Annotated in this window: 11 protein-coding genes and 1 tRNA gene; 8 read left to right on the top strand and 4 right to left on the bottom strand. The window is 61.9% G+C overall.

What is annotated here, in order from left to right:
• A partial coding sequence (locus ACZM96_RS03075; protein WP_489487256.1) for a 5'-3' exonuclease occupies positions 1 to 568 on the bottom strand: 568 nt, incomplete at its 3' end.
• A 271-nt stretch (positions 569 to 839) separates the two neighbouring features.
• Between ACZM96_RS03075 and ACZM96_RS03070 the strand changes: the two genes are divergently transcribed.
• The 5 genes from ACZM96_RS03070 (at position 840) to ACZM96_RS03050 (ending at position 7658) form a co-directional block, all read left to right on the top strand.
• Positions 840 to 2918 (top strand): sodium-translocating pyrophosphatase, encoded by a 2079-nt coding sequence (locus ACZM96_RS03070; protein ID WP_489487254.1) that lies wholly within the window; start codon positions 840 to 842, stop codon positions 2916 to 2918.
• A gap of 238 nt (positions 2919 to 3156) precedes the next feature.
• Entirely contained in the window at positions 3157 to 4329 is a 1173-nt protein-coding gene (locus ACZM96_RS03065) for an MFS transporter (protein ID WP_489487252.1), read from the top strand.
• A 132-nt stretch (positions 4330 to 4461) separates the two neighbouring features.
• Positions 4462 to 4911 (top strand): nickel-responsive transcriptional regulator NikR, encoded by a 450-nt coding sequence (gene nikR, locus ACZM96_RS03060; RefSeq protein ID WP_294484032.1) that lies wholly within the window; start codon positions 4462 to 4464, stop codon positions 4909 to 4911.
• A gap of 9 nt (positions 4912 to 4920) precedes the next feature.
• Positions 4921 to 5748, top strand: coding sequence for a GTP cyclohydrolase FolE2 (gene folE2, locus ACZM96_RS03055; RefSeq protein ID WP_489487251.1), 828 nt, complete (start codon positions 4921 to 4923; stop codon positions 5746 to 5748).
• Between the two features lie 377 nt (positions 5749 to 6125).
• Complete coding sequence (locus tag ACZM96_RS03050) at positions 6126 to 7658, top strand: sodium/proline symporter (RefSeq protein ID WP_489487250.1); 1533 nt, start codon at positions 6126 to 6128, stop codon at positions 7656 to 7658.
• Positions 7659 to 7984: 326 nt separating this feature from the next.
• On the opposite strand, the gene ACZM96_RS03045 is transcribed toward ACZM96_RS03050, so the two are convergent.
• On the bottom strand, positions 7985 to 11443 hold the full coding sequence (locus ACZM96_RS03045) for a PEP/pyruvate-binding domain-containing protein (RefSeq protein WP_489487248.1): 3459 nt from the start codon (positions 11441 to 11443) through the stop codon (positions 7985 to 7987).
• 58 nt (positions 11444 to 11501) lie between these two features.
• Entirely contained in the window at positions 11502 to 12509 is a 1008-nt protein-coding gene (gene gap, locus ACZM96_RS03040; protein ID WP_346665395.1) for a type I glyceraldehyde-3-phosphate dehydrogenase, read from the bottom strand.
• 457 nt (positions 12510 to 12966) lie between these two features.
• On the opposite strand from gap, the gene ACZM96_RS03035 reads away from it, so the two are divergent.
• The 3 genes from ACZM96_RS03035 to ACZM96_RS03025 all read left to right on the top strand — a co-directional run bounded on the left by ACZM96_RS03035 (position 12967) and on the right by ACZM96_RS03025 (position 14946).
• Complete coding sequence (locus ACZM96_RS03035; protein WP_489487246.1) at positions 12967 to 13650, top strand: response regulator transcription factor; 684 nt, start codon at positions 12967 to 12969, stop codon at positions 13648 to 13650.
• A gap of 3 nt (positions 13651 to 13653) precedes the next feature.
• The gene (locus ACZM96_RS03030) at positions 13654 to 14790 is read left to right on the top strand and encodes an ATP-binding protein (protein WP_489487245.1); all 1137 of its coding nucleotides are present in this window, start codon (positions 13654 to 13656) and stop codon (positions 14788 to 14790) included.
• An 80-nt stretch (positions 14791 to 14870) separates the two neighbouring features.
• Positions 14871 to 14946 (top strand) — tRNA-Thr (locus ACZM96_RS03025).
• Positions 14947 to 15671: 725 nt separating this feature from the next.
• Here the strand turns inward: ACZM96_RS03025 and ACZM96_RS03020 are convergent.
• A complete protein-coding gene (locus tag ACZM96_RS03020) occupies positions 15672 to 15926 on the bottom strand; it encodes a hypothetical protein (RefSeq protein WP_489487244.1) in 255 nt (84 codons plus the stop codon).
• Between the last annotated feature and the right edge of the window lie 10 nt (positions 15927 to 15936).

Raw genomic sequence — 15936 nt, 5'->3', positions numbered from 1 at the left:
CGATGAGCGCCTGCACGTCCGGCCACTGGGAAGGTTCAAGACCGGTTTCCGCGCGGAAGGAATCGAGGGTGAGCAGCTTTTCCTCGCGGGAGGCGGGGTCCCACATGACCACCTCCGGCGACAGGCACTGACGCAGATCCTTGTCCATGCCGATGATGACCACGGGCCGCTCCGACCCGTATTTTGCGGCCAGGCTCGCGATGCAGTCGTCGGCCTCGCAGCCGTCGGACACCAGCACCTTCATGCCGAGAGCCCGCACCAGATTCTGCAAAGGCTCTATCTGCATGACGAGCCCTTCCGGCGCCGGAGGACGGTTGGCCTTGTAGGCCGGAAAGATGTCGTGCCTGAAATGCTTGCCGTGCCCGTCCATGATGAACACGAAATGCTTCGGCCGCTCCTCGCGCAGCAGCTTGAGCAGCACGCGCCCCACGATGTGCAGCGCGCCCGTGGGAAAGCCGTCGGAACGGGACATGCTGGAATTGGCAAAAAATCCCCGGAACAGAAAGGCGTTTCCGTCCATCACGTAGAGGGGTTCTTTGGTAAAGCCGAGGCGCTGCTTCAATGACATGGCGTGCTCCTGAAAAAAGGTCTTCCGCATCCTAGCCTGATGCGCAGGCCGCCGCAAGTGGCGCGTTTTCGTCTGAAAAACAGGGCGACTTGCGTCGCGCCGCATGCCTTTTCAGCCGTGCGGGCACCAGAGATTGCAGGGTGCAAGGCTTGTCATCGGCAGGGAATTTTTATATCGTTGACGTTCCTTTAATAAGGGGAGCAACGGACAGGAACGCCTGCCCGTCCATGTTTCGGTTTTTCCACTTTCAGCCTACCTGTCGGGGGTATGTATGACTTTCATTTCTCTGGTAATCGTCTTCGCGTGTGCGGCCTTTGCGCTGTACTACGCCTTCAAGACGGCCAAAAACATCCTCGCCGCCTCCACCGGCAATGAGGATATGCAGCGTATTGCCGGCGCCATTCAGGAAGGCGCTCAGGCGTACCTCAAGCGTCAGTACCGCACCATCGCCATCGTGGGCGTGGTTGTCGCCGTGCTGCTGCTTCTGACCATGTCCTTCCTCACCGCGCTCGGCTTCGTGCTCGGCGCCGTGCTCTCCGGCCTCGCCGGCTTCATCGGCATGAACGTGTCCGTTCGCGCCAACGTGCGCACCGCCGCCGCTGCGGAACAGGGCATGGTTCCCGCGCTGAACATTTCCTTCCAGTCCGGCGCCATCACCGGCATGCTCGTGGTCGGCCTCGGCCTGCTCGGCGTGTCCGTGTACTACGCCGTGCTCGCCATCTTCGGCGTGCCCACCGAAAACATCATGCAGGCCCTCGTGGCCCTGTCCTTCGGCGCTTCCCTCATCTCCATCTTCGCCCGTCTCGGCGGCGGCATCTTCACCAAGGGCGCCGACGTCGGCGCCGACCTCGTGGGCAAGGTGGAAGCCGGCATTCCTGAAGACGACCCCCGCAACCCCGCCGTCATCGCCGACAACGTGGGCGACAACGTCGGCGACTGCGCCGGCATGGCCGCCGACCTCTTTGAAACCTACGCCGTCACCGTGGTGGCCACCATGCTGCTCGCCTCCATCTTCTTCGACGGCGCGCTCCAGACCAAGATGATGATGTTCCCCCTGCTCATCAGCGGCGTGTGCATCATCGCTTCCGTGCTCGGCACCTTCTTCGTCAAGCTCGGCGACGACCGCAAGATCATGCGCGCTCTGTACAAGGGCCTCATCGCCACGGCCGTCATCTCCGCCGTGCTCATCGCCCTCGTCACCATGTTCGTGTTCTGGCACGAAGGCGACATGACCATTCAGGGCATCAGCTTCAACGGCTTCAGCCTGCTGCTGTGCAGCCTCACCGGCCTCGTCGTCACCGGCCTCATCGTGCTCGTCACCGAGTACTACACCTCCACCTCCTATCGCCCCGTGCGCAGCATTTCCAAGGCGTCCACCACCGGTCACGGCACCAACGTGATCCAGGGCCTCGCCGTCTCCATGGAAGCCTGCGCCGCGCCCGTCGTCATCATCTGCGCGGGCATCCTCTTCGCCTACACCCAGGCCGGTCTGTTCGGCATCTCCCTTGCCGCCACCACCATGCTCGCCCTCGCCGGCATGATCGTCGCCCTCGACGCCTACGGCCCCGTGACCGACAACGCCGGCGGCATCGCCGAAATGTCCGGTCTGCCTGAAGACATCCGCGAAACCACCGACGCCCTCGACGCCGTGGGCAACACCACCAAGGCCGTCACCAAGGGCTACGCCATCGGTTCCGCCGCTCTGGCCGCCCTCGTGCTCTTCGCTTCCTACACCGAAGACCTGAGCCGCTACTTCCCCAACCTCGACGTGACCTTCGCCCTGCAGGATCCCTACGTGCTGGTCGGCCTGTTCATCGGCGGCCTGCTCCCCTACCTGTTCGGCTCCATGGGCATGAAGGCCGTGGGCCGCGCCGGCGCCGCCGTCGTGGTTGAAGTGCGCCGTCAGTTCCACAACATTCCCGGCATCATGGAAGGCACCGGCAAGCCCGACTACAGCGCCTGCGTGGACATGCTCACCCGCTCCGCCATCAAGGAAATGATCGTTCCTTCCCTGCTGCCCGTGCTCGCTCCCGTGGTCGTATACTACGTCATCAAGGCCTGCGGCGGACAGGCTGCCGCCTTCGCCTCCCTCGGCGCCATGCTCATGGGCACCATCGTCACCGGTCTGTTCGTGGCCATCTCCATGACCTCCGGCGGCGGCGCGTGGGACAACGCCAAGAAGTACATCGAAGAAGGCAACTTCGGCGGCAAGGGCTCCGAAGCCCACAAGGCCGCCGTGACCGGCGACACCGTCGGCGACCCCTACAAGGACACCGCCGGCCCCGCCGTCAACCCCATGATCAAGATCATCAACATCGTTGCCCTGCTTCTGCTGCAGGCCCTTGCCTAAACGTTGAACGGGGGCGGATCTTCCGCCCCCGAGCGCAAAAGAGAAAGCCGCGGCCCGTCCGCGGCTTTCTCTTTTGCGCTTTCGCCTTCCAAAATAAAAAAATCCATCATTTTCCGTTGCTTCACGCCGCCTATGCGCCGGGCTGCACCCCTGCCGCCCCTTTCCGCAAAGGCGCGCTCCAAAACATCCGCCGCCTCTCTGCGGCCTGCGCTGCTGCGCCAAGCATCCAAGGAGTCCCATGAAAGCCATCGTTTCCAGCGTGTCAGGCAATACGCGCATGTATTTCTTCCTCTTTCTGCTCACCCTGGGCAGCACGATAGGCCTTCAGGGCTCATCCCTTCTCTACACCAACTACGCCGTGGAAGTCGGCGGCTTTTCCGCCGCAGACAACGGCTTCGTCGTGGCCCTGCGCGAAGTGCCGGGATTCCTCTGCTTTCTCGTGGTGCCGCTCATGCTCATCATGCGCGAACACAGGCTCTGCGTGCTCTCCGTCGTCGTCTGCGGTGTGGGCACGGCCGTCATCGGCATGTTCTCCTCCTTCTGGGGCATCGCGGGCGCGGTGTTCGTCATGTCGGCGGGCTATCACTTCTTCGAGACCATCAATCAGTCGCTCATGATCCAGTACTACGACCTCGCCAGCACCCCCCTCATCATGGGACGCATGCGCGGTCTTGCCGCGGGCGGCAGTCTCGCCGTTTCGCTGCTCGTCTTCTTCGGCTCCGGGCATCTTTCCTACGAAGCCATGTTCGCGCTCATGGGCGCGGTCGTCGTGGCCCTCGGCGCGGCGTGCCTGTTCTTCGATCCGTCCAGCCCCAGAGTCGCCCCCCAGAAAAAAGGCATGGTCTTCTGCTCGCGCTACTGGCTCTTCTACGCGCTCACCCTGCTCATGGGCGGCCGCAGGCAGATCTTCACCGTGTTCTCCCTGTTCCTGCTCGTGGAAAAGTTCGGCTTCTCCGTGCGCACGGTGGCCATACTCTACATGGTGAACTACGCGGTGAACTGGTTCTTCAATCCCCTCATCGGCCGCATCATCAACCGCATCGGCGAACGCCGCCTCCTCACCATCGAATACACCTCCGCCTTCTTCATCTTTCTCGGCTACGCCTGGACCGACAGCGCCCTCCTCGCGGGCATCATGTACGTGCTCGACAGCCTGACCTTCAACTTCGCCATCGCCGTGCGCACCTTCTTCCAGAAAATCGCCGATCCCTCCGACGTGGCCCCCAGCATGGGCCTTGCCCAGACCATCAACCACATCGCCGCCGTGCTCATTCCGCCCCTCGGCGGCTGGCTTTGGGTGACCTTCGGCTATCAGCTGCCCTTCTACTGCGGCATGGGCCTCACGGTGCTCTCCCTGCTGCTCATCCAGTTCATGGACAGGGAAATAGCCCGGGCCAGAAGCAGAGCCTGACCCGGTTTTGCAAAGCCCGCCCGAAGCGGAGCCCGCGTAGGCAAAGAACGCGCGCCGACGCGCCGTTCATAAACGCTTGAGGCTCAGGCCTCGCTGGTGTACGCTTCAGAAAGCATTCAACCGGGAGAAAACATGAGCGAAGTGGTACGTTTTGGAGTTTCGCTGGAGCGCGACCTGCTCACGGCCTTTGACCGTCACAGCGAACGCAAGGGTTTTGCCAACCGTTCAGAGGCGCTGCGTCACTGCATACGCCGCGAGCTGTCGGAAGAAATCGTTTCCGATCCCGACGCGCCCGTGGCCGGCGTGCTCACGCTGGTGTACGATCATCACGACAACGACCTGCCCGGCCGTCTCACCTCCCTGCAACATGAAGCGCACGGCCTGGTGCTCGCCACCATGCACGTGCATCTCGACGAACATCACTGTCTGGAAACCATGGCCCTGCGCGGGCCCGCCGCAGCCGTAAACGAACTGGCCGACAGGCTCCGCTCCTCGCGCGGAGTGCTGCAGAGCTCCTGCGCCCTCACCGCCATAGAAGCCGCGCCCGAACACCATGTCTTCCACGACCATGCCCATAAATAAGGATCACGCATGAGCACAATTTCGGAATCCGGCGCGCCCCTCAAGGACGTACAGAGCAGCCCCTCCAGCGTGGCGCTCGACATCGACCGCGTCGGCGTCAAGCACGTGGAACTTCCCCTGGTGGTGAAGGACAGAGACAAGGGCCGCCAGCACACCGTGGCCAGCGTCGACATGGGAGTCGATCTTCCGGCCGCCTACAAGGGCACGCACATGAGCCGCTTTGTGGAGGCCCTGGAAAACTGGCGCGAGGCCAGCGCCGAAGAGCTGGACTACACGTCCATGAAGCGCCTGCTCTCCGACGTGCTCACCCGCCTGAACGCCCACAGAGCCTACGCAAGATTCAGCTTTCCCTATTTCCGCACCCGCCGCGCGCCCGTTTCCGGGCAGGCCGCGCCCGTGCGCTATCGCTGCCGTCTCACCGGCGAACTGGAACAGGGGCAGGAAGGCCCCCGCTTTCTGCTGGAGCTCGAAGTGCCCGTGACCACCGTGTGCCCCTGCTCCAAGGCCATCAGCCGCGCCGGAGCCCACGGACAGCGCGCCCTGGTGCGCATGGGCATCCGCATGAGCCGCTTCGAGTGGCTGGAAGGCTTCATCGACATCGCCGAGGAATCCGGTTCCGCGCCCATCTACACGCTGCTGAAAAGACCCGATGAAAAATTCGTGACCGAACAGGCCTACGACAACGCCCTCTTTGTGGAAGACGTGGTGCGCAACGTGGCCACAAGACTCGAACAGCACGCCCACGTCACCTGGTTCCGCGTAGAAGTGGAAAGCGAGGAATCCATTCACGGACACAACGCCTTTGCCAGCATAGAGCGCTCCGTGAACAGGGCCTGACACACTCTTCCGCAAAGAGGCGCGGGGGAATTTTTTTGATTTTATTTTTTTAAAAAACGGACTATGCTCCCATAAAACGGCATTTCCACAACCTCTCCTCAACGAGGCGTCTCATGAGAACCTGTCACGCACACAAGTCAGCCGGCGGCGGTCTGATCCCGCCATGGCGTCGTCATGCGTCTGAAAGCGTTCTCCTTCTGCACGGCTTCTCCGTCCGGCAGCCCCGCTGAGGCTTCGTCGCCGATTTCTCATCCGGGCCCCTTCCGCCGACGGCCCGCCCCTTTCAGAAGCAGCGCCCTCTCTTCCGCCCCTTGTCCCGGTCTGCATCCGGGCTCTCCGGCAATATGCCGACACTTCCTTTTCCCCGAGTATCTACCGTGAGCGACTATCAGATCTTCATATACATCGCCATTGCCATTTATCTGCTTCTCATGCTCTACATCGGCCTCATCTGCGCCAAACGCAACAGCAACGCCCATGAATACTATCTGGGCGGCCGCAAAATGGGGCCCATCGTCACCGCCATGAGCGCGGAAGCCTCCGACATGTCCTCCTGGCTGCTCATGGGCCTGCCGGGCCTCGCCCTGTTCACCGGCATCGCCGAACCCGGATGGACCGCCATCGGTCTGGCCATCGGCACCTATCTGAACTGGCTCATCGTGGCTCGCCGCCTGCGCGTGTACAGCGAAAAGATCCACGCCATCACCATTCCCGATTTCTTCGCCCGCCGCTTCCATGACTCCAGCAGTCTGCTCGTCGGCATCTCGGCGCTCATCATCGTCATTTTCTTCATTCCCTACACCGCCGCCGGCTTCGCTTCCTGCGGCAAGCTCTTCTCCACGCTCTGCGGCCTCGACTACGTCACGGGCATGCTCATCGGCACCGTGGTCATCGCAGGCTACACCATCCTCGGCGGATTCCTGGCCGCGTCCATGACCGACCTCGTGCAGTCCATCATCATGACGCTCGCGCTCTTCATCATCGTGGCCTTCGGCATCCACATGGCCGGGGGCTGGGACGCCGTGAAGGCCGCCGCCAGCCTCGAAGGCTACATCAGCCTCTCCCACGCCACCAACGTGGTGACGCATGAAGTTTCGGAATACGGCACCCTCACCATCTTCTCCACCTTGGCCTGGGGCCTCGGCTACTTCGGCATGCCCCACATCCTGCTGCGCTTCATGGCCATCCGCGACGAAAACGAAATCGCCATCTCCCGCCGCATCGGCTCCACCTGGGTGGTCATCGCCATGGGCTGCGCCATCTTCATCGGCGTCATCGGCTATGCCATGATTCAGGCCGGAGCCCTTGCCCCCTATCAGACCGGCTCCGACGCCGAAACCATCATCATCAAGATCAGCGGCCTGCTGAGCTCCTTCGGCGTCATTCCCGCCTTCATGGCCGGTCTCGTGCTCGCCGGCATTCTGGCCAGCACCATGTCCACGGCTTCCGGCCAGCTCCTCGCCGCGGCCTCCAGCGTGTCGGAAAACCTCTTCAAGGGCGTGTTCCACATTCAGATGACCGACCGCTCCACCATGCTTTCGGCCCGCGGCACCGTGCTCCTCATTTCCATCATCGGCACCGCCATCGCCTGTGATCCGGAAAGCTCCATCTTCCAGATCGTGTCCTTCGCCTGGGCGGGTTTCGGCGCGTCCTTCGGCCCGGTCATGCTCTTCGCCCTGTTCTGGCGGCGCTGCAACCGCTGGGGCGCGCTCTCCGGCATGGCCGCCGGCGGCGTCATGGTCTTCGTGTGGAAGTACCTCGTCAAGCCTCTCGGCGGCGTGTGGGGCATCTATGAACTGCTGCCCGCCTTCCTCGTGGCCTGCGCCGTCATCGTTGTGGTAAGCCTGCTCACCGCCAAGCCCGACGACGACATGCTCAAGGACTTCGACGCCGTGAACAGCGCGAAGTAACGATCCCCGAATCCGCATCAAGGAAGGGCCGCCGGATACATCCGACGGCCCTTCCTTTCATTCTCCGGGCGAATTTTGCGGGAGCGCAACGCTCTGCCCGTCTCTTTCATTTTTCACGCCGAGATTCCCTCTCAGAGCGTTTTTCCGCCCCTGCTCTTCTCCGGTGCGGCAACAGAAAGCCGACCCCCGGGAGCAGAGGTCGGCCGTCTGAGAAGGCGGGAGAAACGCCGATGCCCGCCGTGGTGCGGAGCCGTTTGCGCCTTGCGGCGCAGCGCCTGCTCCGGGCGCTCGGGCGGAGCGAAAACGCCCCGCCCGGACAGGATTCCTTATTCAGCGGCAAACTTTTCGCGCTGAACTCTCATGGCCTCGGCCTGCTCTTCCCAGCTGGAGAAGCCGGCCTGCTGGAGGGCGTCGAACACGGTGGCGTCCCAGTCCCAGGAGGCGTAGGTCACGGGCTTGTGGAAAGTGCGGCGGAACTCGGCCAGCTTGTGACGGGCGTCGTGCTCAAACGGCGTGCTGAAGCAGGCGGAAAGTTCCTTGTGGAGGCGGCCCACCTCTTCGTCGTACCAGGCGCGGATGGCCGCAGGTTCCGTGAGTTTTGCGGCTTCCGTGTAGCCGTGCTTTTCCAGCAGCGCGCGCAGCTTGGCGGTATGCTGCCTGCCCAGCCACGCGCCGAGGCCGGACGTGGGAATGTTTTCCGCTTCCACGGCGGCGAAGTCGGCCTTGGTGCACATGTAGGTGTCGGGCACCACGGAGGCGGACACAATGCCCGCAATGGCCACCATGCCGCGCAGAATGACGCTGTTGGCCACGCCCTGACCGCAGAAGCCCACCTTCTTGCAGAACTTCTGACCGGTGAAGATGGTGGTCAGAATGGCCCAGATGACGGCCGGATCCTCTTCGTCGTAAATGTGCGAGAGTTCCGCGTTGTCGCGGTCGGTGGCGAGCACCATCTGCGTCATGTCGTTGGAACCGATGGAGAAGCCGTCGAACTCGCTGATGAACTGCCGCGCCAGAATGGCGTTGGAAGGCAGTTCGGACATGAGCAGGATCTTGAGTCCGTCTTCGCCGCTGCGCAGACCGTGAACATCGGCCAGATAGGAGCGCATGGAGCGGGCCTGTTCCAGCGTGCGCACGAAGGGCAGCATGAGCATGAGGTTCGTGCCGCCGTAGAGCGTGCGGGCGCGCTTGAAGGCCTCGATTTCCCAGTCGTGGATGTCGCGGGAAACGCCGCGGTAGCCGAGCATGGGGTTGTCTTCGTTGTGCTCGAACAGGCATCCGCCGAGCAGGTTGCGGTATTCGTTGCTCTTGAAGTCCGTGGTGCGGTACACGATGTCCTTGCCGTAGAAGGCCATGGCGAACAGGGCAAGGTTGCGGCCGAGCGTGCGGATGTAGTGATCGCGGCCGCTCACGTGGCCGTTGGTCACGATGAGCTGTTCAATCTTTTCCGGAATGCTGCGCACTTCCTCAATTTCCTTGCCGAGGCGGGTGCGGGCGGCCACGCTGCGGCGAATGGTGCCTATGCGCATGAGCACTTCCTGCACGAGAGGCTTCTTGGAGGCCGCGGCCATGGCGTCCTTCACGTCTTCCTCGGTCACGGTCGAGCCGGGTTCGTCCGCGCCCATGACCAGGCGGATGTGCGTGCGCAGATCGTCGGAGGTCTGGAGCGTTTCGCGGTTCATTTCCGCGCGCTGCATGTACTCGGCCATGAGGGCTTCGGCGCGGGGCACGCTGGAGGTGTTGGCGTAAAGCGAGGCCATGTCCATGAGCTGCACCACGTAAGGCTTGAGCTGCACTTCGGCAAAGGGCGCGGGCACCTGCCCCACGGCAATCTGCTCGGAAACGCGGCGGCTGACCTGATCTTCCAGGTCCGCGAGACGCCGTTCCACAAAGCCTTCCAGGGTGCCGTTGTCGTAGGCTTCCAGGGCGGCGGGATGCGCGCCTATGTTGCCCAGCATGAATTCCGCGCGCAGCAGACCCACTTCAAAGTCGGGCACGTCGCGCAGGCGGGAGAGGAACAGCGCCTGATTCACGTCGGCGAGCACGATGCCCACGTGCGTGCGGGTCTTGGGCAGTTTGGAAATGTCCAGTTCGCCGCCCACCTCGCACAGAGGCAGCAGACCGCGATAGACGAGGCCGCGCGTGCCGTCCACGGTGACGGGCATGCCGTCCATGGCGCGCATGGCGAGCGGATTCTGCACGCCGATGACCGCGGCAATGCCGAGCTCGCGGGAGGTGATGGCCGCATGGCTGGTGTCGCCGCCCACGTTGGCGATGATGGCGGAAGCCACGCGCATGCCGGGCACCATGTCGGGATCGGTGCGTTCGGCGGCAAGGATGTCGCCGGGATGAATGCGGTTCAGTTCCAGAGCCGAGCGCAGGAAGCGCACCGTGCCCTGACCTGCGCCGCGCGACGCGCCGTTGCCGGAAAGCAGCACTTCGCCCTTGGCCGCGGCGTCGGGCAGCACTTCCTTGCGACGCATGAAAATGGTGTGAGGATGTTCGTCGAGTTCGGCGTTCCAGCGGGTTTCGGGGCGGGCCTGAACGAACCAGAGGCGCTGCTTGTCATCAATGCAGAACTCGGTGTCCATGATGATGCCGCCGTAGGCCTTGCTGATGGCGCGCACGCCGTGCGCCACCTCGATGGGCTGATTCTCGCCGAGCGCCCACTGATTCACTTCGTCCGCGGGCACGGGCTCGATGTGCGTGCCGTCGTCGCCTTCGTTGTACACCATACGCACGGTCTTGCGGCCCATGAAGCGCAGCACCACGTCGGTGCCGTCGTCGCGCTGGAACACGTAGAACTTGTCGGGCGTGACCATGCCGCCCACGATGGATTCGCCGAGGCCGTAGCTGGAGTCGATGCTCACGAGGTCGTTGCGGGAAGTGCCGCGGCAGCCGGTGGCGGTGTCGGCGGAGAAGGCGGTGCCGGCCACTACGGGGCGGATCATGCGCATGATGCACACCGACAGCGCGGTGTTTTCAATGGCCCATTCCTTGCGGGCGTTTTCCGCAATGGAAGGATCGCCTTCCTTTTCGGCGTGCGCCACGGCGTCGAGAATGGCCTCGCGGCGATAGGTCATGGAACGCAGATTGTAGGCCGAGGCGCAGTCCCAGAGATAGGCTTCGGCCACGGCGTCCTCGCCGGTGATGTTCAGGAAGGTGTCCTGCAGACCGGCGAAGGCCTTTTTGCGGGAATCCTCGCCCGCGGCGGACGAACGCACGGCCACGGGGAATTCTCCCTCACCGGCCTCGTCGCACATGTCGCGGTAGGCGCGGCGCACGGCCTCGTCCACTTCGGCGGGCAGGGTAATGGAAAGAATGGCGGCCTGCACCAGCATGGAGCGGCGGCGGAGCTGGTCGATGTTCTCCTGCGATTCCGCAAAGCCGTGAACCACCTGATTGATGAAGTCGCGCAGGCAGGTGCTGGCGCTCTTGCCCGCTCCGCGTTCGCGGATTTCCGCAGCCGACTTGCGCACAAAGGTGCTGAAGAACGTGTGATCGGAAGCCACGGCGGGCGACGTCCAGTCCACCTCGGCCATGGCCGTGTCCACCACCTCGTACACCAGGGAGGCGTTCACGCGGCTCTCGTCGAGCACCACATGGAAGGCCGTGGCGGGAATGGCGCGGAACTGCGGCGTGCGTATGCCTTCCACGCGGCTGATGAGCGCGGTGTTGTAGTTTTTGCCGCCCACCAGCATTTCGGCGGATTCGCCCATGCGGACGATGTCCGCGCCGGTCATAATAAAACGGGAACCAGTTTCGTTCATGGTATCCATGCTCATAAAGGCCTCTTGTCGTGTTTTCGGGGAAGCGCCCCGCTGACGTTCGGGATGGTTGCCGCTACGCTTCCAGATGGGAAGCCACAAGGCGGATCAGACGTCCGAGCTGATGGGTGAAGCCGGATTCGTTGTCGTACCAGACCACGATTTTGAGCATGGTCTTGTTCATGACCGTGGTGAAGGAGGCGTCGATGGTGCCGCCGTGGGTGTCGCCCACGTAGTCGATGGAGACCAGCGGTTCGTCGCAGTAGCCGAGCGCCTCGTAGAGCCAGGTTTCGGAAGCGTACTTGAGGGCGGCGTTGACTTCCTGCGCGGTGACTTCCGTCTTGAGTTCGCAGGTGAAGTCCACCAGCGAGACATCGGGCGTGGGCACGCGCAGCGCGCCGCCGTTGAGCAGGCCCTTGAGTTCGGGAATGACCAGTCCCACGGCAGCCGCGGCGCCCGTGGTGGTGGGAATGATGGAAAGTCCCGCAGCGCGGCCGCGACGCAGATCCTTCTGCGTGCCGTCGAGCAGGCGCTGACTCATGGTGTAGGAATGGATGGTGGTCATGAGACCGTGCAGGATGCCGAATTCGTTGTGCAGCACCTTGACGGCCGGAGCCAGACAGTTGGTGGTGCAGGACGCGGCGGAAATGACGTCGTGCCTGGCCGGATCGTAGATGTCCTGATTCACGCCCATGACGATGGTGGCGTCGGCGTCGTTGCAGGGCGCGGAAATGATGACCTTCTTCGCGCCGCAGTTCATGTGCAGGGCCAGAAGATCGCGCTTTCTGAGGGTGCCCGAGGTGTCCACCACGATATCGACGCCGTAGTCGCCCCACTTCCACTCGCCCTTGTCGCAGCGGGTGATGGCGATTTCGCGGCCGTCGAGGCGCAGACCGTTTTCCGTGGATTCCACCTTGCCGGGGAAGCGGCCGTGAACGGAATCATACTTGAGCAGGTACGCCATTTCCTCGTTGCTCGCGCGGTGACCGTTGATGACGGCCACTTCGCACTGAGGGAACAGGTGCATGACACGAAGCAGATATCTGCCGATGCGCCCAAAACCGTTGATGCCAATCCTTATCATGAGGGAATCCTTTTTTTGACGGCCATGAGGCGACCTGACGCCTCCCCGACTTTCGGAGAGGCCTTGCGCGGCGGCCTTATGGAGCAACCTTACAGAAAACCCGTGACCGCAGCGCGGCAGAATCATGGCAGTTGCGTGACAGTGTGTCATGCAAAGGAGCGCTTAAAACAGAATCGACCCGGGACGGAAAGGAAAATCCCGGGTCGATTCCATCCGGCCTCCTGCGGGTGTGGAGCCGGCGCTGCCGCACGCTCCGTTGCCACAAGAAGCATGAGGCCCATTCTGTTCTCTGAGGTTTGGCTGTTCCCTCATGGAAAAGCATAGTAGAGAATTCGAGTGTCCGTCTTAGGGCAGTTATGTGTCAATTGTGTGACAGCCTTCTCTTTTTTATAAAAATGTGGCATTCTCCCCAAAAATGGCTGCCGACAGTCTTCATTTGCTGAATATTGGGGAAATCATGAGCGAAAGCCTCATTCTCGTCGTGGACGACGAACAGGACATACGCGATCTGCTGGTGTTCAATCTCAAACGCGAGGGCTACGCCACGCTGGAAGCGGCCGACGGCTGCACCGCGCTGGAACTGGCGCGATCCCGCAGACCCGCACTCATTCTTCTGGACGTCATGCTGCCGCGCATGGACGGCCTTGCCGTCTGCCGCGAACTCGGCAAGGACAGAAGCACGGAACACATCCCCATCATCATGCTCACGGCCCGCGGCGACGACGTGGACCGCATCGTGGGCTTTGAACTCGGCGCCGACGACTACGTGGTCAAGCCCTTCAACACGCGGGAACTCATGCTGCGCATCCGGGCCATGCTGCGCCGGCGCTCCGCGCAGGAAAACGACGATCCGCTGCTGCGCTGCGACGGCGTGTGTCTGGATCCGCAGGCCCACAAGGTCACCGTGAACGACAAACCCGTGGAACTCACGGCCATTCAGTTCTGCCTGCTGCAGGATCTCATGCAGAATCCCGGCTGCGTGCGCTCCCGCGAGGAACTTCTCAGTTCCGTGTGGGACTATCAGTTCGACGGCTACGACAGAACCGTGGACACCCACATCAAACGCCTGCGCGCCCGTCTCGGCGAAGCCGCCGACATCATCGAGACCGTGCGCGGCATCGGCTACCGCTGCAAGGGATAACGCATGAAAGCCCCGTCCATCGTTCCCAACAGGGAATCCTGCTTCACCGATCTCACGGCCGCCGACGACGCCCAGAACGACGCCTCGAAAAAACAGGAATCCTCCGCGTCGTTCGACAGCATTCTCGACAGCCTCGACGAAGGCGTGCTCATTCTGGACAAGCAGGGCGTCGTGCTCAAGGCCAATCCTTCGTTCTGTCAGCTCTTCACCACCAGCGCCGTGGGCATGCCCGCTTCCGCCGTGGTTCCCGGCTCCACCTTCCGGGAAATGCTCGACGCCTTCCTGCACGACTTTCTGCCCACGCCGCACGCCTCTCCTGCCTTCCGCATCACGCTGGAAAAGGACGTCATTCTCAGCGTGCGCATTACGCCGCTCAAAAACCGCGACAGCCTCTTCACCTGCGAAACCGCGCCCTACGCCGTGGTGGTGTTCCACAACATCAGCGATCTTGTGCGCATGAGCAGAAGACGCCGCGAATTCATGGGCGAGGTGGCGCACGAACTGCGCACCCCCCTGACGACCATCATAGGCTTTGCCGAAACCATACTCGATCTGCCGCCCCATCACACGGAAGACAGACAGAAGTTCACGAGCACCATTCTGCGCAACGCCCGTCACATGGCGCTGCTCGTGGAAGACATGCTGCGCCTCTCCAAGCTGGAAAGCGGCACCGTGCCCCTCCAGCTCACCTGCGTGCGCGCCGCCTTCGTGCTGGAAGACGCGCTCGACGCCTGCCTGCCCCATCTGGAGGCAAAAAATCTGACGACCGACATTCACATCGACCGGAGCATGAACATCCGGGCCGACGCCCACTACATCACGCAGGTGTTCCGCAATCTGCTGGAAAACGCCTGCCGCTACGCTCCGGCAGGCAGCGCCATCACCATTACGGGCGAGCCCTCGCCGTTTGAATCCATGGCCGTGTTCACGGTGTCGGATCAGGGGCCCGGCATTCCGGCCGAAGACTGCGAGCGCATTTTCGAGCGCTTCTACCGCGTGGAAAAGGAACGGGTCTCGCCCTCGTCCACCGGACTCGGCCTTGCCATCTGCAAGCACATCGTGGAAAGACACGGCGGCATGATCCGCGCCGAAAAGGGGCCCGGCGGCATGTTTCTCTTCACCGTGCCTCTGGCTCAGTAGCCCGCGCGCCCTTCCCGCGGGAAATGCCGTCCGCGGTGTTGACATCCCCCATGAAAACCCATAAAAAGAATGTCCGAAGCGCCAGCTTAGCTCAGTTGGTAGAGCAACTGATTCGTAATCAGTAGGTCTGGAGTTCAAGTCTCCAAGCTGGCTCCATAAATTTCAGGGCCTCCATGTTTCAGCATGGAGGCCCGTTTGTTTATGAAGAATACGCGCTTCATTCATTAAAAGAGCTTGTCTCCCGCAGCGTTTTCCCTTGGGAAAGGCGTCGACGCGGCCTTCCCTCAATGCTCTGCAACCACTGTTTTCGGCAAAATTAATTTCGGCCCGCAACGACGCTTTCTGGCGTGACATGAACGCCGCTGCTCAACGCTTCGCCGGTCAGCTTTTCTCCGAATCCATTCGTCCCAATAAAACATGCTGACACAGAAGCGCCAGCCCCGACATCTCATTATAAGAGTCATAACCTTTTCAATATTAAAACTCATCGTATAAACAAAAAGACTTCTCTGTAAGAATAATTCGATATAACATCGAACTACCTTACAGAGAAGCCATAAAAAGCCGGTGCGAAAATTAACGTTAAAATGACGCGCACTTCATTTGTACACCGACAAACAGATGGCTGCAGGAAAGTGCGCCGCAGTCACTCTGCAAATATGCCGCTTCCGACGAGCAGGCATGAACATCAAAACAGGTGCGTCTTGTTTCAGCTCCGCATGATCGAAGACGTCGAAAATTACCGTCAATCTCCCACGCAGTCAGCAAGATGCATCACGTCGATCAAGACTTCATAGCGACACAACAATGATGCATCCGTCCCCGCTGACGGACACGCCCTGCCTTCCAGGTCGGACTTTCGCCGGACGGCGCAAACGTCGTCAGGCATTGTTCTGAGAAGGAGCGGCATCCTTCTTGTCGTCAGGCAGGAGAGCGGCCTCCCACATTTCCTGATAATACATGCAGGTGCCGGGATTCCAGGCCGTAGCCGTGGCGTGATCGTAACTTTCCGTAATGGGCCAGTCCGTATGAGGACGCAGCGCTTCTTCAAAGGAAGGCGCTTCCACTATGCCGTCATATTCCAGATTGAGCGTATAGTTCGGGCCCTTAAGATAACGCAGATGATAGCGAGGCATAACTCACTCC

The sequence above is a fragment of the Mailhella sp. genome (assembly GCF_057866825.1).
The sequence above is the reverse complement of the archived record's forward strand: the minus strand, read 5'-3'. Positions and strand labels throughout refer to the sequence as shown.